Annotated in this window: 15 protein-coding genes and 3 pseudogenes (1 of these 18 only partly in view); 1 reads left to right on the top strand and 17 read right to left on the bottom strand. The window is 28.9% G+C overall.

The window, feature by feature from the left end; genetic code table 11:
- The 14 genes and pseudogenes from AC1EJ5_RS08960 to AC1EJ5_RS08895 all read right to left on the bottom strand — a co-directional run.
- Window positions 1–643 (bottom strand): annotated as a pseudogene (locus AC1EJ5_RS08960) (IS3 family transposase); its annotated part reaches 306 nt to the left of the window's first position; the annotation flags it as partial.
- 357 nt (window positions 644–1,000) lie between these two features.
- The gene (locus tag AC1EJ5_RS08955; RefSeq protein WP_002846220.1) at window positions 1,001–1,291 is read right to left on the bottom strand and encodes a hypothetical protein; all 291 of its coding nucleotides are present in this window, start codon (window positions 1,289–1,291) and stop codon (window positions 1,001–1,003) included.
- Window positions 1,239–3,037 (bottom strand): annotated as a pseudogene (locus tag AC1EJ5_RS08950) (recombinase family protein). Before AC1EJ5_RS08950 ends, AC1EJ5_RS08955 begins: the two are co-directional and overlap by 53 nt.
- Window positions 3,038–3,113: 76 nt before the next feature.
- A complete protein-coding gene (locus AC1EJ5_RS08945; protein ID WP_004822239.1) occupies window positions 3,114–3,251 on the bottom strand; it encodes a hypothetical protein in 138 nt (45 codons plus the stop codon).
- Window positions 3,252–3,636: 385 nt separating this feature from the next.
- The gene (locus tag AC1EJ5_RS08940; RefSeq protein ID WP_223420524.1) at window positions 3,637–5,028 is read right to left on the bottom strand and encodes an ABC transporter ATP-binding protein; all 1,392 of its coding nucleotides are present in this window, start codon (window positions 5,026–5,028) and stop codon (window positions 3,637–3,639) included.
- Window positions 5,025–5,753 carry an energy-coupling factor transporter transmembrane component T gene (locus tag AC1EJ5_RS08935; protein ID WP_223420525.1) on the bottom strand — a complete coding sequence of 243 codons (729 nt, stop codon included), beginning with the start codon at window positions 5,751–5,753 and terminating at the stop codon, window positions 5,025–5,027. Before AC1EJ5_RS08935 ends, AC1EJ5_RS08940 begins: the two co-directional genes overlap by 4 nt.
- Window positions 5,753–6,343: an MptD family putative ECF transporter S component gene (locus AC1EJ5_RS08930; RefSeq protein WP_223420526.1), complete on the bottom strand. Its 591-nt coding sequence runs from the start codon at window positions 6,341–6,343 to the stop codon at window positions 5,753–5,755. Before AC1EJ5_RS08930 ends, AC1EJ5_RS08935 begins: the two co-directional genes overlap by 1 nt.
- A 25-nt stretch (window positions 6,344–6,368) precedes the next feature.
- Window positions 6,369–8,093: an ABC transporter ATP-binding protein gene (locus AC1EJ5_RS08925; RefSeq protein WP_223420527.1), complete on the bottom strand. Its 1,725-nt coding sequence runs from the start codon at window positions 8,091–8,093 to the stop codon at window positions 6,369–6,371.
- Window positions 8,090–9,859, bottom strand: coding sequence for an ABC transporter ATP-binding protein (locus AC1EJ5_RS08920; protein WP_223420528.1), 1,770 nt, complete (start codon window positions 9,857–9,859; stop codon window positions 8,090–8,092). The genes AC1EJ5_RS08925 and AC1EJ5_RS08920 overlap by 4 nt, the downstream gene beginning before the upstream one ends.
- Before the next feature lie 107 nt (window positions 9,860–9,966).
- Window positions 9,967–10,581: a TetR/AcrR family transcriptional regulator gene (locus AC1EJ5_RS08915; protein WP_094225156.1), complete on the bottom strand. Its 615-nt coding sequence runs from the start codon at window positions 10,579–10,581 to the stop codon at window positions 9,967–9,969.
- 229 nt (window positions 10,582–10,810) lie between these two features.
- Window positions 10,811–10,975 (bottom strand): annotated as a pseudogene (locus AC1EJ5_RS08910) (sigma-70 family RNA polymerase sigma factor); the annotation flags it as partial.
- Between the two features lie 9 nt (window positions 10,976–10,984).
- The gene (locus AC1EJ5_RS08905) at window positions 10,985–12,721 is read right to left on the bottom strand and encodes an ABC transporter ATP-binding protein (protein ID WP_479815766.1); all 1,737 of its coding nucleotides are present in this window, start codon (window positions 12,719–12,721) and stop codon (window positions 10,985–10,987) included.
- Window positions 12,714–14,432 (bottom strand): ABC transporter ATP-binding protein, encoded by a 1,719-nt coding sequence (locus AC1EJ5_RS08900; RefSeq protein ID WP_094225158.1) that lies wholly within the window; start codon window positions 14,430–14,432, stop codon window positions 12,714–12,716. The genes AC1EJ5_RS08905 and AC1EJ5_RS08900 overlap by 8 nt, the downstream gene beginning before the upstream one ends.
- Window positions 14,433–14,436: 4 nt before the next feature.
- Window positions 14,437–15,033: a TetR/AcrR family transcriptional regulator gene (locus AC1EJ5_RS08895; RefSeq protein ID WP_205052532.1), complete on the bottom strand. Its 597-nt coding sequence runs from the start codon at window positions 15,031–15,033 to the stop codon at window positions 14,437–14,439.
- A gap of 292 nt (window positions 15,034–15,325) precedes the next feature.
- On the opposite strand from AC1EJ5_RS08895, the gene AC1EJ5_RS08890 reads away from it, so the two are divergent.
- Window positions 15,326–15,682, top strand: a complete 357-nt coding sequence (locus tag AC1EJ5_RS08890) for a plasmid mobilization protein (RefSeq protein ID WP_479815764.1) — start codon at window positions 15,326–15,328, stop codon at window positions 15,680–15,682.
- Between the two features lie 389 nt (window positions 15,683–16,071).
- On the opposite strand, the gene AC1EJ5_RS08885 is transcribed toward AC1EJ5_RS08890, so the two are convergent.
- The 3 genes from AC1EJ5_RS08885 to AC1EJ5_RS08875 form a co-directional block, all read right to left on the bottom strand.
- Window positions 16,072–16,248: a type II toxin-antitoxin system YafQ family toxin gene (locus AC1EJ5_RS08885; protein WP_479815788.1), complete on the bottom strand. Its 177-nt coding sequence runs from the start codon at window positions 16,246–16,248 to the stop codon at window positions 16,072–16,074.
- A 551-nt stretch (window positions 16,249–16,799) separates the two neighbouring features.
- Complete coding sequence (locus AC1EJ5_RS08880) at window positions 16,800–17,549, bottom strand: hypothetical protein (protein ID WP_479815762.1); 750 nt, start codon at window positions 17,547–17,549, stop codon at window positions 16,800–16,802.
- A gap of 315 nt (window positions 17,550–17,864) precedes the next feature.
- Entirely contained in the window at window positions 17,865–18,794 is a 930-nt protein-coding gene (locus AC1EJ5_RS08875) for a hypothetical protein (protein WP_479815760.1), read from the bottom strand.
- Window positions 18,795–18,917 lie beyond the last annotated feature (123 nt).

Raw genomic sequence — 18,917 nt, 5'->3', positions numbered from 1 at the left:
CTGCCTTATTGAGTAAAATGCTTCTGCTACTAGATTTGCATCTTTGTTTTTACCTGATGAGTATCCTATTATTTCACGGCTGTTTAAGTCTATTATTAAACATATATAATTCCATGTTTTTCCTACTCTTACATATGTTAGGTCGCTTACTATTGCTTATAATAGTCTCTATTGTCAAATTATCTATTTAAAAGGTTAGGGATGTCTTCTTCGTTGCATTTGGATCTTATTACTTTATATTGTGCTACTGTATAGTTTGAGACTAGGCCATTTTTCTTCATTATTCGGCCTATTTTTCTTCTCGATATTTTATATCCAATTTTCCCTAGTTCTTTTTTTATTTTGCGTGTTCCATAGTTGTTTCTACTTCTTCTGAATATTTCTTTTATTTCTTCTATTTGTTTTTCATCTTCATATAATTTCACATCTTTTTCTTTGTTCAAATGATAATAGACTAAACTTCTTGTGACCCCAAGTAGTCTACACATTGCACTAATGCTATATTTATCTCGGTTCGAGATAATGAGGTCTATTTTTTGCCTAACAGTAGTGCAGCTTGCTTTAAAATATCATTCTCCATTTCAACCTGTTTCAATTTTTTACGAAGTCTGATTATCTCTTTTTGTTTCGCATCCACATTATCAAAATGGTTACTCTAAGCAGCACACCAACTATTTATTTTTTGAGTTTTAAACTTTGGTAGAAGTCTTGAACTCTTTATATTTACATAACTATTTGCCTGTATCACTATTATAACACGAAACCCTGCACAATGATCTAAAATTTTCAATTCTAACAAGTCTTTTTCAGTATTTTTAACTTCATAAAAACCTCTTTGGCAATAATGCCTAATTCTTCTTTAGTTGTTAAAATTTTTTATTTTACCATCATCGTTCCCCTGATTTTCAATTAATCTTCTTAGGTTATATAAGAAGTACATATCTTTTTAATCTTAAAGTTTTTAAGTCTTAATTTTAAAATTTTCAATCTTAGATATTATTTAAATCATTCCAAAATGCTCTAAAGCATCTTCGATTGCTTTTTCTTTTTCTTCTGGGCAATTTGGCACTCTTTGATTTTCTTTCTTACTAAAATTATAATTTTCTCTCTCTATTAGACCATGTTTCCTTTTTATTTGTGCAATATATAGGCTTGAAACTTTTAGTCCGTATTTATCTAACACATACTTTTTAATTTCTCCATAAGTTGCGTCTTTTGAAAAGTCAATTTCAGATAATTCATCTTCCCCTATTTCTATATCTAAATGATGTTCTGTATTTAGTTTGGACAACAGAGCTACAGTCTCGACATGCGTTGTCTTTTGCTTGGGAACATAATTTTTTATCCTCGTCATTCTTGTAGGAGCACAATTTATTAATGTCATTGTCTTTGGCATTTTTTCTTTTATCTTTAAAGTTATTAGAATCTTGACTATCTTTAACTCCTGTTTTGAAATAGAATGTTAAGTCATATGGATGAACTGTTCCGTCTTTGTCAATTCTACCCACCACGACTTTATCAACTATGCTTTCAAATACTGTTCTATTAAATCCCTCTATAATTTCTTTGTTTTCTAAGACCTTTTTAAATTGCTTTAGTCTTTCTTTAATAGAATTTTCATCTTTTATTGTTAGCTCTAGGGTTTTCTTTTCATCAAGTAATTCTTCTTTTTGTTTTGTAAGTTTTTTATACTTTTTAGTATAAACTTCTTCATCTATACTGTCTTCCAGATGAAGGTCAAATAACTTTCTTTCTTGACTAATGATTCTGTTTAATTGGTTTTCTATCTTCTTCAAATCTTTGACTAAAGTATTATCATTTATTTCTTCTTCTACAATTTTTAAAAAATCATCTATTACTGTTGAATCTGCATGGCATAATTGCCTATAGCTTTCAACAAATGCTTTTTCTATTGCTGCTTCTTGTATTCCTTTTGAATGAGGGCAATATTTTTTACCTTTTTTTGTTGACTTTACACATTGCCAGTTAATTTTTTTATAAATTGAACTAGTGTGCCATGTTCTTCTTGAAAGTATTTCACCACAAAATCCACATTCCAGCATACTTGAAAAAGCGTATTGTCTTGATAGTTTTTCTCTCTTCCTATCCTTGTTAGCAATGGTGTTTCTATTCTGTGCTCTCCTGAGTCTAATCTCCTGTGCCTTTTCAAAGTCTTCTCTTGATATAATTGGCTCGTGATGATTTTCAATATGATATTTATCAGATTCACCAAAGTTTGCTAGTCTTCTTTTTGTTATGGGATCAACTGTGAAGGTCTTTCCCATTAGTATATCTCCAATATACTTTTCATTTTTAATTATTCCTAACACTGTAGTATCAGACCATTTTGTTTTACCTCTCGGGGTGAGATATCCTTGCTCTTCTAGTTCCCTGCCAATGACCGAGCCACCATTGCCCTCTAAATATCTTTTAAAGATGTATCTGACAATTTTGGCTTCTTCTTCATTTATAGAGATACTTTTTGTTGTAGGGTCATAGTCGTATCCAAGACAACCTTGAAAACCAATAAGTTCCCCTTTTTCCATTTTCATTTTCAGTCCTTTTTTCACATGGGCTGAGGTATTTTCTACTTCTTGTTGAGCTACTGAACTTAATATTGTTAATAATAGCTCTCCATCCATTGTCAAAGTATCTATATTTTCTTCTTCAAATACTACACCAACATTGTTTTCCTTTAGCAGTCTTACATATTTCGAAGTATCTAATGTATTTCTTGCAAATCTTGATATAGATTTAGTAATTATCATGTCTATATCTCCATTTTGGCAATCACTTATTAGCCTCATGAAATCTGCTCTTTTAGTAGCAGTTGTTCCTGTGGTTGCTTCATCTGCATATATACCAGCCAGAGTCCAGTTCTTATTATTTTTTATTAGATTTGTATAATAATCAACTTGCGATTTATATGATTCAAGTTGGTCTTTACTATCAGTGCTAACTCGACAATATGCTGCAACTCGTTTTAAATCTAAATGTAGTGCATTTCTATTCTTGCTCCTGTATTTGAAGCTTTTATTACTTATACTTTAGTATTCATCTTACATCCTTCCCATTTTGTGTCTTTCTACAGTATTATTTTATCACAAGCTTAATTACTTTCTATTCATCTTTTTATAATCATTTTCTAACCTGTTCTTAATTTTTGTATATTCCTTCTCATTAATTAATCTAAGATCATAAAGCCTACATAACATAGCAACTCTCATACTATAAATCTTTATTGCTTGCATTTTAACCTCCTATGTAAGTTTTTTTTTACCTTGATAAGTGGATTAAATTTAAAATATACTAATCTCACATAAGCAATTTCAAGAATCTTCACACTTCAAAGTATTTTGATTTTTATAAAAAGATGACAAAATACCCCTCACCTTATATAGTGAAATTTGCCCTCTTTGGTAACCAGAATTTTTATTTTTTTATAGTATTTTTGAGTTTTAATGATTAATTGAATATAAAAAATGAGGACCTATGCTATTAGGCATAAATCCTCAAAAATAAAAAATATTATAAAGTTTATATTATGAAGTATTCTAAAAAATACTATTCATAACTTCTCGTTTTTCTTGCGTTTTTATCATATATCCCTCTTGCAATTTACTAATGTATGCATTTTCACAAATACGTGAAATCAATCACTTTATCACAAACTGACTCTAAAAACTCAACATCATGGGATATTATTAAAATCAACTTATCTTCTTCTTTTACTTTCTTTATGTTTTTAGCTACTATTTTCATATTTCTATAGTCCAATCCACTAGTTGGTTCATCAAAAAATAGAATTTTCTTGTCTGATAGTAAAGCTGATAAGATAATTACTCTCTGTTTTTGTCCTCCTGACAAGGTGTGAGGATTCCTATCACTGATATTTTTCAACTCCATATCTTTTAACCAAGTATCTAAAGCATTATCATCTTTAATATTTGATGTTAATACTATTTCATCTTTAACGCTGTCCGTGAATAACTGACAGTTCACTTCCTGCATAATAAGCAGGCTCTCATTTAGCCTACTTTTTATATTTAAATTCTCATCATCTTTTAAAATTTTACCTTTATTTTCTTTGTATAAGCCACATATAATTTTTGCTAATGTAGACTTCCCAATTCCATTTTCTCCAACAATTCCAATAATATTCCCATAAAAAAATTTAAGATCCTCAATGGACAAAATTATTTTGGTATTTCTTTTGAATATTAGATTTTTTAACTCTAATAAAGTCCCTTTATTTGAAGTTTCAAAATCATCAAATCTTTCAATAGCTTTATAATCAGAATGCCTAAGTCCTGTTCTCATTCGTTCATCTTCACTTAGATTTTCAATTTCGTCCATACTATATTCTCTGATGATTTTTCCATCCTCTAAGTATATTGCTCTATCAACAATGTCTTTTAAATACCACAACCTGTGTTCTGCAATAATAATAGTTTTTCCTAAAGATTTAAGCTTTTTTATTGTAAGCGATAGTTCTTTCATTGACTTTTTGTCTAAGCTTGAAGATGGTTCATCAAGAATAAATATCTCAGGGTTTAATGCGTAAATGCTTGCTATAGCAATCTTCTGCTTTTCTCCTCCAGAAAGATTGAATATATTTTTATTCATCAAGTTTTCAAGGTGAAGCTCTTTTTCAACTTCTTCAATCCTTTTGTTAATTACTCCTTTTTCTATTCCATAATTTTCTAAACCAAAAGCGATTTCATCGGTTGTATTGGTTGTATAAAATTGTGTTTTAGGATTTTGAAAAACCGAGCCTACATTATTAGATAATTTATAAATTGGTGTGGTAAATGTATTCATACCATTGACCATAACACTGCCAGAAATTTCCCCATCATAAAACTCAGGTATTATACCGTTCATAAGCTTTAATAGAGTCGACTTTCCGCAACCGCTCCTACCACATAGAAGAATGCATTCCCCTTTTTTGATTTTCAAATTTATATCTTTTAATGAGTAATCAGATCCTCCCTTATACTTAAAACTTAATTCTCTAATTTCAATCATAAGTCCCACCCTGATACTTTCATAAATATTACTATTGATAAAATTAAAATCATAAGAATTAGAACACCAATATCATTTTTTCTAAACTTAATTAGGTGTCTACTTGTTTTGTTAACAGGAGCATCGAGTCCCCTTATAATGGCTGATTGAGAGAGCTCATCCCCAATTTCTATCACACTTACGAACAATGGCACAAAAAAATATTCCATAATTAATGTTGGTCTTCTTGTTAAATTGATTAAGTTAAAATTAATTCCTCGAGTTTTCATCGCCATATTTATATGACTCCATTCGTCTTTAATAGTAGGCAAACATCTAAATATTACAGAAATCATTATGAGCGTGTCTTTTGAAAGTTTTAATTTTTGTAAAGTTGCCACTGCACTGGAAACAGATGTGGAATTTAAAATCCATTTACCCACGATAATACATGGCAGAAATTTTCTTCCAATTGCTAAGATAAATAAAATTAAATTCAAAAGAAAATTCATACTAAAATAGGCTAAAGATTTTTCCAATACTACACTTATTACAAAAAATAAAATATACCTTATAGCGGATTTTTTATAACCATCGCTAATAATGATGACAAGGAAAAATAATGTAATAAGGCTTTGATAGATCCAATCAACCCCTAAAAAAATTAAAATATTTGCACCTATAAGCAAAATAAGTTTTGTTCTGAGGTCATATTTTGACCCCAGAACAAACTTTGAATTTTCCATTATAAAACTCCTGCGGATTCCAACTTTTTATTTAGTATTTTCTTTGTAAAATAAGAACCAATCAAAGAGAATATAAATGTTCCAATAATCATTACTGGTAACATCCATATTGGTGTCCATGCTCTTACTGTGTTACAAAAGCTTTGATCTAATTTACCTTTTATTAAACTTTCAAAAAATGCTTCTCTCATAACCCAAATTGGTAAGAATCCTCCAAATAAGTTTAGAGAAAAAAACATATGACTAATTGTATTTTTCTTAAAGTCTGTATAATTTCCACCTTTTGCTATCAACATAGCAATTATTCCGGCAGGCACTGCCACTAATGGTGCAATTGGAATATGTCCAGTTGCAACTAATAAAATACTTGGTAAAGTAGCTGCGATTACAATAGCAGTAGCTGACTTTGTCTTTGCAAGAAGCATATGATAGGTTGGTGCAGCAAATAGTGCTACAAGCATAGGCATTAGTAAAAATAAAACAGGGACTGGCATAGATATTGCCCCAATGACTGCATATGTTACAAAGTAAAGTGCAATCAAAACACCGGCTGTAACTGCATTTTTTGATGATTTCTTTTGTGTTTTCATAAATTTCCTCCTTTAAAATTGATTGTTACTGTACAATCTTCCATTCTTTAGACTTTTCTTGATAATTCCATAAGTCTTTATATAGTCCTTCATTTTTAATAAGTTCTTCATGCTTCCCAACTTCCTCTACCTTTCCTTTGTTTAAAACAACAATTTTATCAGCTCCCATTACGCTCCTTAATTTATGAGCTACAACCACAACTGTTTTATTTTTAATTAAATTTGATATTGCTTCTTGTATAATAAGTTCATTTTCAGGATCAAGCGAAGATGTTGCTTCATCAAGTAGTATTATTGGGGCGTTTTTTAATATTGCTCTCGCTATTGATATTCTTTGTTTCTCACCTCCAGACAGAGTCGCACCTCCTTGTCCAATCATAGTGTCAAATCCATCATCTTTATTGACTATAAAGTCATAAGCTCCTGCCATTTTTGCAGCATTCATAATTTCATCTTTACTTGCATCTTCATTTCCAAATTTTATATTGTTATAAATTGTGTCTTTAAAAAGATACACATCTTGAAAAACAACAGAAAATTTATCCATTAATTTATCAGGGTCGGCTGTTAGCAAATCTACTCCACCAATTTTAATTGTCCCTTCATTAGGATCATAAAATCTGGAAATTAATTTAATTAGTGTAGATTTTCCAGAGCCAGAGTAACCAACAAAAGCAGTTAATTCGTTTTCATTAATATCTAATGAAACATTATCGATAACCTTAGATTCCTTGTAAGAAAATGAAACATCACAGATTTCAATTTTGTTACTATCGTTTAAATCGCAATTTCCTGACATAGGTTTAGCCTTAAGTAAGTTAATGATTCTCTCTCCTGAAACTGATGCCATTTGTAGACCTGTATAATTTACAAGTGCAAGCTCCAAGGGATCAAAAATCCTTGTACCTACAAATAAGAACATTAAAAATGTATCAATTTCCAAAGATCCATTTATAAATAAATAGGAACCAACTAAACTCATCAAAGGAAGTCCTATTCTTAAAATCATACTTGCTATAGTAGTTAATGAACCAACCCCTTTCTCACTCTTAATATTTGCATTTCTTGAGTTATCTATATCTTCTTCAAGCTTTGTTAATGTATCATCTAAGCTGTTATAAGCTTTTAGAGTCTTAATAGCATCCAAATATTCATTTATATCTTCTTCCTCTTTTATCCTAATTTTCTTTGTTTTCAAATAAATTTTTTTCTGAAAGTTTTGCATGAGTGTAAGAAGTAGAACAGAAATAGGTAGTCCTATAAGTGTTGCTATTCCCATTTTTACATTAATTATCAAAAATAATATTGAGCAAAGAACCGCTACACATATGCCACTGAAAAATTGAGGTAATTGATGCGTTACTGCCGTTTCAACTTTGAAAAAATCATTCATTAATGTATCTAAGATCTCCGCTGAACTTTTCCCTGAAATATAACCTATTGGCAATTTTCTTATGTGGTCTGCAAGCTCTATTCTTCCATCTGCACTTGTCTTGTATCCAAGTTCATAGGTATATTTTGTGGCTAAATTTTCCAATAAGAATGTTATTAGGAAAAATACTGCCATTATCCCAAAATACTTCCATAAAAGTCTCGTATCTATACTATCTGAACCTCTATTTAAAAATAGTGTTTCTACAATTTTCGCCAAAGCAATAAATGGTATAAGGTTGGAAATAGATGCCAAAACATTTAAAATAATTGATTTTCTTATATTATTCATCTTTCCTAATGTAATATTTCTTATCATTCATTCTCACTCCCTTCTATATCCATTTGCCAAATATTTGTCTTCTTATAAATATCAAAGAGTCGCTTATATATTCCATCTGCAAGGATTAAATCTTCATGCTTACCTCTTTCTGCAATTTTTCCATCAGATATTACTAATATTTGATTTGCATGTTCTATGGTATTTAACCTATGAGCAATCATGATAACCGTCTTATCCTTAACCAATTCAGATAAAGCTTCCTGCATAAGATATTCATTTTCAGAGTCTGCAAAACTTGTTGCCTCGTCTAATACTAATATTGTTGCATCCTTTAAAATCGCTCTTGCTACTGCAATACGTTGTTTCTCTCCGCCGGATAAATAAGTTCCTTTATCCAAAACAGTATTGTATCCATTAGGAAGTTTTTTAATAAAATCATAACATCTTGCTTTTTTACAAGCTTTTATGACATCTTCTTTTGTAGAACCTGTCTTTGCCATAGCAATATTATTGAAGACTGTATCTGTAATAAGATCACTGTCTTGAAAAACAAATGCTATCTTGTCCATTAAGGCGTTTATCGGAATATTTTTTATATTAACTCCACCAATTTTAATAGAGCCTTCTGAAGGATCATAAAATCTGGGTATTAAAGTTCCAACGGTAGATTTGCCTGCTCCCGAATAGCCAACTAATGCTGTAACTTCTCCTTGTTTGGCGCAGAAGCTTATATTCTTTAAAACCTCTTCATCTCCATAAGAAAAGCTTACATTCTCGAATTCAAGATCATGACCTTTTATCTCTTCCTCGCTATTTTCAATTGCCAATTCTTTTTGATCTATAATTTCGTAGATTCTCAAAACAACTTCATTTAGTAAATTCATTCCTTCTGCAAAATCTCTAAGTTTTAATGCAGGTACGCTAATGGCAGGTGCAAGAATCAAATAGAAAATAAAAACTGTAGCAAAATCCAAGTTATTATTTCGTGACATTAAAAGTATTCCTACTGGAACTATGAATGTAGCAACAGATAAAATAAACATTCTAAATGAAACAAATCCCGGTCTTATCATTGATGTCATCGAACTTGTAAAGTCTCTATATTCTCCTACTGACTTTGAAAAAGTTTTAAATGATTTTGCTCCTGTTCCAAATATTTTCACTTCCGGCATACCTTTAACGTATTCAGTAGTTGCTGAATTAATTTGATCCAAAATCGCAAAGTTCTTCTCAAGTCCACCCGACTTTATAATCTTTGCCATGATTGCAATCTGAATTCCTAAACCAACAAATATAATTAACAAAGTCGTAAGACCTAATATTAAATTTATCTTTAACATAACAATTATCATTGCTAAAATTAGTGCTAAAGTTGAAATTAGATTTGGTAATTGATGAGAAAAATAACCCTCAATTTGATTCATGTCCGATCCTAATACTTGCCTTATTTTTGACTTGTTGTCTCCGGTAAAAAATCCTAAAGGAAGATTCCCAATATGAAATAATATCTTCTTTTTTAAGTTAGCTATTAAAACATAAGAAAACTTATGGCATAAAATACTGCCAATGTAAGTTAAGCAATATGACAATACCACTGCTGCAAGTCCATAGATACAGAACTGTATTGTACTTTGTTCTAATTTTCCATATAAAAATAGAGATTTTATGACTTTGTATATCACCAAAATTGGACAAATACTTAATAGCATCCCAAGACTAACAAATAATATTCCTCCTACAAGTTGTCCTTTTTTTATTTCACTGTAGGAAATAATATCTTTGATAGATTTCTTCTTTTTCATCTAAAACATACCTCCTTACCGAACGAGTTCGTTCATTTGCCTTAAAACTAATACAAGGAAAACACCATTGATGTTTCCCTTGTAAAATACTTATATTTTATTTTTCTCTACTGAGGTCTTTGAAATAGTTCGCTTATTATTCCAAAGGCTTCACTTGAATTTGTTTTGTTTTCTCCCTTAATAATATAGTCATTATATATTGTTCCAACAGCTCCGTATAAAATAAAGGCAGCGAAACTTCTCACATTTTCTCTATTTATTCCCATATTATTTTCTATTTTTTTATTTTCAATTCCTTCAATTATAAACTCTGAATAGACATCTATAAATTTTCCAATGTAATGAATTAATTCCCATAGCCTGTAAGAGTTATCTGTAATTGAATTCTCTTTCGAAAAATTATATCTTGTTGTAAATTGACCGATATCTTTTACTATGAGTTCTCTTACAATTTTTATTCTTTCTTCGTAATCCATTTCCTTATTTTGAAGTATATCCAACTTATTTTTTAGTTTTTCTTCAAAATATGTTTCCATACACGCCAAGAAAATATCTTCTTTTGATTTGAAATAATAATAAAACATTCCCGGCGCTCCGTTAACTTCCGCGAGAATATCTCGCACAGAAACTTTCTCATATCCATCCTTTTCAAAAAGTCTTGATGCTATATTTATAAGCTCCTGTTTTCTTTCTTCTGGATCCTTTACATTTCTCTTTGCCAAAACCTCACCACCTATTGACCGACACTCGTTCTATTAATATAGATTATCATTTTCTTATACTTTTGTCAATAGTGCCCTGAAATTATATTCTGAGTATGGTATAATTTTATTTACTATAAATAAGCACACTTAACGCTTATAGTCTTAATTACACAATAACAGGGTCTGTAAATAATTTTGTGTATCAACCTAAATCCTGTTTAAAGGGTAATGGTTGATACATTTTTTATGCTTCAATCATCATTGGTGTAGCTACAACTTTTTGTACATCAACATTTTTATCTTCTAGATTATCTTCAAAATTCCCATATTGATTTAGGAACGAAAAAAAGAGCAAGTGGTTTTTCTTGTCCACCTGCTCTAAATATTTTTCATGTTCAGGGACTTTAAATATTTCTTCCTATCAATTATTTAATTTCCATGATTCCGCCTTAGCTTTTGCATTTATAAGGTCAGAATAAAGTCCATTATTTTTAATCAGTTCTTCATGATTACCACGTTCTACTATTTCTCCAACTTTTAAGACTAAAATCTGGTCAGCATTTCTAATTGTCTTTAGTCTATGAGCAATCATTATTACTGTCTTATTTTTTGTTAATGATTCTATTGCTTCTTTAAGCTTATCTTCATTTTCCGGGTCTATATTTGCTGTTGCTTCATCAAAGATTATGATATCCGCATCTTTTAGCATGGCTCTTGCTATGGAGATTCTTTGTTTTTCTCCGCCTGATAGACTTGCTCCACCTTCTCCGATGATAGTGTTATATCCTTCTGGTAAAGCTTCTATAAATTCATGACATCTTGCTTTTTTTGCTGCCTCAACCACCTCATCGTGACTTGCATCTTGTTTTCCAAATTTTATATTGTTTTCAATTGTATCTTCAAATAGATATACATCTTGAAATACCATGGAAATAGAATTCATAAGATTTTCTATCTTATAATCCTTAATATTTTTTCCACCTATTAAAATTTCGCCAGATTTTACATCCCAAAATCTTGCAATAAGATTACAAAATGTTGTCTTACCAGATCCAGATGGTCCAACAATAGCAGTCATAGTATTTTCTTTTATCTCTGCTGATACATTTTTTAAAATTGGTCTATCATCATAGGAAAATGATACATTTTTAAAGACTATGTTGTGATTTTTTATTGGCTCTGTAATACTTCCTTCTTTCATATCTTCCATATCATTTACATAAGAATAAGAATCTATTGCATTCTCAACCATTCTTAGCATTGCAATAGCAGATCCAGATGTAATAAGTCCGTCAAATATTACAAAACTTGCTATAAGTATCATAATAGTATTGACTATTTGACCATTTTCAACAAAATATAATTTTATTGAAATAAACAACATCAAACAAATTGTTATAGCTATTATTATTTTAGCTAATAAACTATATGGCATTATAGTTTTTTCTAAATCAAAAGAATATTTACTTGCACCATCAAAGCTTTTATCAAGTTTTTTATTGTTACTTCCTCTTAGATTGTATGATTTTATAATTTGCATTCCTTGCAATGTTGATAAGACTTCTTTGGTAAGTGATACCTGAATCTCATGAATCTTGTCTGCATTTTTACTAGACCTTTTTTGCATACGAGCAATAATCATTAAAAATACAATAGAACCAACTATTGCTACAAGACCTACCTTATAAGAAAACAAAAATAAGGATAAGATAAAAACAATAGCATTAAGCATGCCACCGAAAACCATAATACACAAAGTTGGAACCCAAGTCTCTACATTATCTAAGTTAGTAGTCGCAATAGTTGTTAAATTTCCTAAACTTAAACTTGAGAAGAATCCCATGGGAACTTTTTTTATTTTTTCACCTAATTCAATTCTCTTGTGTCCAGCCATAAAATATCCGGCATGTGTTTGTTTGAGCATAGAGGAATTTTTTGAAATAATTACTCCTGCTATACTAATTAGTAAAAATAAACTTGATATTCCTATTGTTTTGAAGCTTATATCCTTGTTTACTATCCCAAAAATCGCATAATAAATGGCTGCAAATTGTAGAGCATTAAAAATAGAACCGAAAAAATTAGCAAAGATTGATTTTTTTAGATACACTTGTTCTTCAATAGAAAAATTCCATATTTTTTTAAAAACACTAAGCATTTTCTTCTCCTTTCAAGGCAGTTTCCCAAAGATTGTGATAATCTTTTGATTCCTTCAAAAGCTCTTCATGACTTCCTTTACATGCAAGTTCTCCATTTTTAATTACAAATATATTATCTACATCTGTTATTGTCTTTAAACGATGGGCAATTATAATTAGAGTTTTCCCTTTGACCAGTTCTGATATTGCATCTTGAATCAAGGCTTCATTTTCAGGATCGATATAAGAGGTAGCCTCGTCTAAAATAACTATTGGAGCATTCTTTATCATAGCTCTTGCAATTGATATTCTTTGCCTTTCTCCTCCAGATAAATGTTTACCGGCTTCTCCTACTCTCGTATCATATCCATCTGACAGCTTCATTATAAAATCATGGCAGGCTGCTTTCTTACATACTTCAATTATTTCCTCATCACTAGCATTTTTATTTCCTATTCTGATGTTATCTTTAATTGACATATCAAAAAGAAAATTATCTTGTGCTACATAGGAAATAACAGTAGATAACTTTTCAAGGGACATATCTTTAATATTTACATTTCCTATACTTATAGAACCACTATCTACATCCCAAAATCCTGAAATTAGTTTTGCAATAGTCGACTTTCCCGAACCCGATTCGCCTACTAAAGCATTCACACTTCCTTCTTCTATATTTATATTTATATTGTTTAGGACTTGCTTATCTTTTTCATAAGAAAAATCTACGTTTTTTATCTCTATATTATAATTTTTTATATCCAAATTTTCATTTTTATGAGATAATTCTCTCGCAGAAAGTATATTTTTAATCTCTTCGAAAATAGTTGACATTCTTCCAATATCATCTTCAAAAGTCATTACTCTCATAATATTTTGGATAGTCCCAAAAGAAAGGATTATCAATGTTAAAAATACACCACCATCTAGTGAACCATTCATACAGAAATATAAACCAAATGGTATAATTGTCAAAATACCAACTGGAGCAATAGACATACTTATCGCATAGTCTCTTGTATTTTCTCCCATCCAATCATAATAGTAATTTGCCTTTTTATACACATTGTCCCTGTATTTTCTATAAGATTTTTCGCCTTGATTAAATGTTTTAATAACCTCTATTCCATTTATATATTCAACCACGGAATTATTCATATCTTGGCCAATTTTAACTGCTTGTGGAAACTTTACCTTCATTCTTTTCATCGGCCCTGTCATAAAAAATCCACCAATAACTAATGGAATTAAAGATATTAAACTTAGTCTATAATCTAAAATTAACATGTAAACAAATAATATTATAGGTCCGACTAAATTAGCTGTCATCTCAGGTATCATATGAGCCAATGTTGTTTCAGTATTATCGACTTGATTTACAATTATGTCTTTTAACTTACCAGTAGATTCATTCAATATATCTCCTAATGGCATATTAAATAATTTTTCCATAAGGCTTTTTCTTATATCTCGTATTATTTTATAGGCTGTTTTATGAGAAATCATTGTTGACAAAAACATAAACACTTCTTTGATTATAAGACATAAAAGTATAAAGAAAATTTTATTTATATAGTAATAAAAATCTTGGCTACCATCAATTAATGATATAATCATCTTACTTAGAATAATATATACAAAAAGATTTGAAATTACTCCAAGTATTGCAAACAAGACAGAAATAAAATATGGTGCTTTATTTCTCTTAATGTAATTTTTTAATAGATCCATAAATTTAACTCCTTTCATCATCTTTTTTCATTACATTTGTAAAATAAGTCTCTATCATTTCAGTTAGATATATCTTATTTTTTACAAAATTCTCACGTGCATTCAAAATTTCGCAAGCCATCAATCCAGAATTCATAATATTAATCATAAATTCAAATGTTTCATCAGAAGGTAACTCGTTAAACAAAGTAGAAAACAATTCTTTAAATACTTGTATGGACTCTTTTTTTATTTTCACATATAGTTTTTTCAAATCATCATTTTCTTTTAACTCACATAAAAACATGACATAAAGCTTTACATAATCATTATCTGCAAGTATCTTGTCTATAATCATTCTTGAAAACAACTGTGGAGTTAATATTAATCCTTCATCATAACTTGATTTTTGAACAATATCTTTTCTATTTAAATTACCTTCCATCATAATGTCGTATAAGATTTCATGCGTAGAACCATAATGATGATACAAGCCACCTCTAGAAAGCCCAGTAGCTTCCATAATGTCATTCATAACTGTATTTCTAAATCCCTTATCCAAAAAGACTTTAATAGCTGCTTGTCTAATCTGCTTTTTTCTTTCATCAGCTTCCATTTTCATTTCATAAATAACCTCCAAACCGACACTCTTGTCGGTATTATTGTATCAGAACTGATAATCATTGTCAATAGCTTCGCTTATACTTCTTTATTAATTTTTTTAAATGCGGTATAATTAATAAAACCTAATAAACGCTTAACGCTTATAACTTTAATAGCAAGCACAGTAAGTGTACGGACACTTACGAAAAAATTAATGGAGCAGACCTTTACGGAATGCTCCATTTTTTTAATTTTTACCTTGTTAGGGAGAACCCTAAGACCCCAAAATATATTTTATAAAGGAGAATAAAATGGCAAATAGATTTAGAAATGAAAGAATAGAAATAAAACTAACTAAAGAAGAAAAAGAAGTTTTTGAAAACAAAATGAAACTTGCAAATTGTAAAACAATATCCCACTTTCTTAGGAAATGTGTATTAGAAAAAGAAATTTATGTAGTAGATTTAGAACCATTTAGAAACCTGCAATGGTTACTCTCAAATGCTACGAATAATATTAACCAGATTGCAAAAGCAACTAATACAACTGGTGTTATTTACAAGAATGAAATTGAATCTATGAATAATCAGATAGAAAAATTATCAAGAGAAATATGGCAGATTCATTCCCTACTTCTTAATAAATCAAAAGAAAGTTCTGGTGATTAGTATGGCAATAACAAAAATACATCCTATAAAATCAACCCTAAATTTAGCATTGGATTTTGTAGATAGATTATATTACTAAGAGTGAAAAAACTGATGAAAAAATTTTGGTATCTTCATTCAAATGTCATCCATCTACTGCCCTTCAATTTATAAAAATATGAAAGAGCATATTCTATAGCATATTTTGAAACAAAAAAGAAGTAGATTAATTCTACTTCTCATACTTAATATTTTCTTGTCTATACTATTCCAAACAGTATCTGTTAAATTACATCTCATTAATTCTATTTGAAATAATTATCACTACTTCAATAATCTTATTAGAGGTCAAATCACCGATATACTTATTTTCAAGGAATAGGTCATAGAAGTCTCTCATTCATATTGTTTTACTTAAACAAATCAGAGTGTGAGCCAGTTCTTACTAAAGATAATACTAAAACATCTTCTATTTTTTCATATATCAGCAAAAAATCGTGCTCTATATGACATTCTCGAGTACCCTTGTAAATTCCAGCTAAAGAATGATCTCTATATCTTTCATCAAGGGCTTCATCTTTTGCAATTTTCTCAATAATTTCAAACAGTTTTCAATATCTTTCCCTTGTTTTTTAGCCTGCTTTGTCCATTTTTCTCTTCTGCCATAGTTAGGAGAATATTCTCTTTTTCTTTTCTTAACTCTTCCACCCTGTCTGCAAGTTCAGCGTAGTCTTTCTGTGCATTAGCGACTTTTAAAAGCTCCTCTTGAAATTATAGCATTTCATTGTCTATTTCCTCTATTCTACTACTTCCATCACTTGTGATGGCTTTTTCTATATTCTCTTTTATTATTTCTTTTAATTCGCCGTTATAGAATATCGGTTGATTGATTACTATTACAAATACTTATTACAAATGTCTTTCATTTATTTTATTATTACGTTAGCATCACTTAAAATTAAGTTGTCCATATGCTTGAAATCGAATGTTTAAATAAATTATCCATAAATTTTAAAGAATTTAATTTCAAAAGTTTTCATTTCACAATTTAATATAATAGTCTTGATGATAAAAAAATAACTGCTTCCATCCACTAATATTTCCTAAACCTTTACATTAATAATGCTCATATATATTTTTAGTCTTCCTCAAAATCAATAATAAATTCAGATATCACTGGTTGCAATTTATATAATGAACTTATTGCGTATGACATTTGATCATATAAGACCTCATAACTATTTCTTTCTGAAAAAAATATTTTTTTTGATTCACTTTCAATTTTTCTATTCATGTAATTTATTCGATCATCATCGGTGGTTAAAGGATTTTCCTCCAACTTATTTGTTTCTAAAAGTATATTTTGGCAAATTTCAGTATCTTGTATTATATCATCCATTAATTCTTCAAAATCTGGAAGTTCAATAGATATCTTTACTTTATTAAACTCAATAGTACTTTCTAACAATTTAAACCTATGCTTCTTCGTGTTTATTTTTTTAATAAGATATTCGTATTTATTAATAGTATTTAATCTATAATCAGCAACAAATTCCCTAAACAAATCGTATCTTTTGATCATAGTTGAAATTTTTGAAATATCTTCTAATAAATAAAAAAGTTTATTTGACAACTTTAAATTTTCGATTTCATTCAAATAATCAATTATTTCAAAAGAAATTTCTATCATGTTATCTATTTGTCTTATTACTAATGTGTTTTTATGATTTCTTACTTGTTGTAAAATTTCAGCATTTTTTAATTCAAGTTCTAATTTTCTATTTTCTTTCAATTCTTTTTTTAGTATATTTTTAGCAACAACTGCTGAAACAATTATAGCTAGCACTGATATACATGTAGAAATAACAAATTCAATATTATTTATCACATATTTAATAGGAATCACCTCAATAATGTTATACTCACTAACTACCTATGTACTTATTAATTAATAATCTATTTTTCAATATCTACTATTTTTAATAACTTGAATTATTCAGATTACAAAAAATAGTATTGTCCCTCTATTTAAGATATTTCCCTTCGATTCTTGACATCAATACTACAGTCTCCACGTGTGATACATAGGCTTTTTTCTGAATCTTGTTTACTTCATACTTTGTTGATATTTCATTATTTTGTTGTCAATTCTATCTACTTCACCATTGATTTTGATTAGACTATTTTGAATCAATATTTCTTACTATTCTTTCAAATGAAGCTCTCCCCAACCCAAATAAAATAAATCATCTTCTTGGAGAGATAAATAAACCTTAAAAATTATATTTACCATTTTTTTATTTTGAATAACTTCAAATTTATAATTTCCATCTTTTAAATCTGGGTCATCTCTTATTTTATCCATAACATAGTATAAAGCTAAATTAACATCACAAGAATTTTTGTTCTTTTTTAAATATTCTACAGTCAATTCTTTTACTTTATCAGAATAATTTTCAATAAAAATTTTTTCAAAATCCTTATAAGATTTTTCATATCTCCAAGATTTAATCTCATTCATACCTTTTGAAAAACTAGATAAATTAAGACAAGTAGTGAGAATGTCATAATCTGTATTCCAATCAGTAAAAATTTCTCTTCTATATTTAATCACTTCCAAAAGTTCTTCTTTATTGTTTTTGTTAATACAGCAATTTATTTTATCTATAATTTCAAATTCCCTTAAAAGATACTCTATGTAATCATATTCTAAATAAAATGAACAACTTTCATAATAATCAAGCCAATTTTTCGGATAAATAACAGGATAAAACATACCATTTTCTATTCTTGATATTTGGTTATCTACTGATTTTAAAATTTGAGACAATATTGCTGCAGATTTTTTTGCTAATATATATCTATCCCTACCTTCTTTATTAATTGTGTAAAAAACTGCAAAAAAAGATATAAACGTTGCGCCAATAATTCCCAAAAAAGTTATTTGATTATCCGTAAAATTTTCAGCAAAAATAATCAGAATAACTAGTCCCACTACAATTAACGCAAATAAACTCATCACACCTCGAAATGATAATGGTTTATTATTTCTTATAACATTAAAATTGTGACTCGACAAAACTGATTCTAAAATTTCAAGATCATCGTTTTTTAATTTGTTTTTATTAAACATTTAATCCTCCATTTTATTTAAAATAACAAAAAATCATATTAAATAGCAGGCTATAAAATAATTTTACATATGACAATCGGATATTTAAAATATTTATGTAATTTCCCAGACATTGTCTGGAAT

Source organism: Anaerococcus sp. C0059F3, from assembly GCF_056590475.1.
Note: the sequence above shows the minus strand (reverse complement) of the source record. Positions and strands in the feature narration are given on the sequence as shown.

Coding starts and splice junctions, on each gene's coding strand:
- AC1EJ5_RS08875 (WP_479815760.1), bottom strand. CDS start 18,794: ATGTTTAATAAAAACAAATTAAAAAACGATGATCTTGAAATTTTAGAA.
- AC1EJ5_RS08895 (WP_205052532.1), bottom strand. CDS start 15,033: ATGAAAATGGAAGCTGATGAAAGAAAAAAGCAGATTAGACAAGCAGCT.
- AC1EJ5_RS08935 (WP_223420525.1), bottom strand. CDS start 5,753: ATGGAAAATTCAAAGTTTGTTCTGGGGTCAAAATATGACCTCAGAACA.
- AC1EJ5_RS08930 (WP_223420526.1), bottom strand. CDS start 6,343: ATGAAAACACAAAAGAAATCATCAAAAAATGCAGTTACAGCCGGTGTT.
- AC1EJ5_RS08890 (WP_479815764.1), top strand. CDS start 15,326: ATGGCAAATAGATTTAGAAATGAAAGAATAGAAATAAAACTAACTAAA.
- AC1EJ5_RS08900 (WP_094225158.1), bottom strand. CDS start 14,432: ATGGATCTATTAAAAAATTACATTAAGAGAAATAAAGCACCATATTTT.
- AC1EJ5_RS08940 (WP_223420524.1), bottom strand. CDS start 5,028: ATGATTGAAATTAGAGAATTAAGTTTTAAGTATAAGGGAGGATCTGAT.
- AC1EJ5_RS08945 (WP_004822239.1), bottom strand. CDS start 3,251: ATGCAAGCAATAAAGATTTATAGTATGAGAGTTGCTATGTTATGTAGG.
- AC1EJ5_RS08925 (WP_223420527.1), bottom strand. CDS start 8,093: ATGATAAGAAATATTACATTAGGAAAGATGAATAATATAAGAAAATCA.
- AC1EJ5_RS08920 (WP_223420528.1), bottom strand. CDS start 9,859: ATGAAAAAGAAGAAATCTATCAAAGATATTATTTCCTACAGTGAAATA.
- AC1EJ5_RS08905 (WP_479815766.1), bottom strand. CDS start 12,721: ATGCTTAGTGTTTTTAAAAAAATATGGAATTTTTCTATTGAAGAACAA.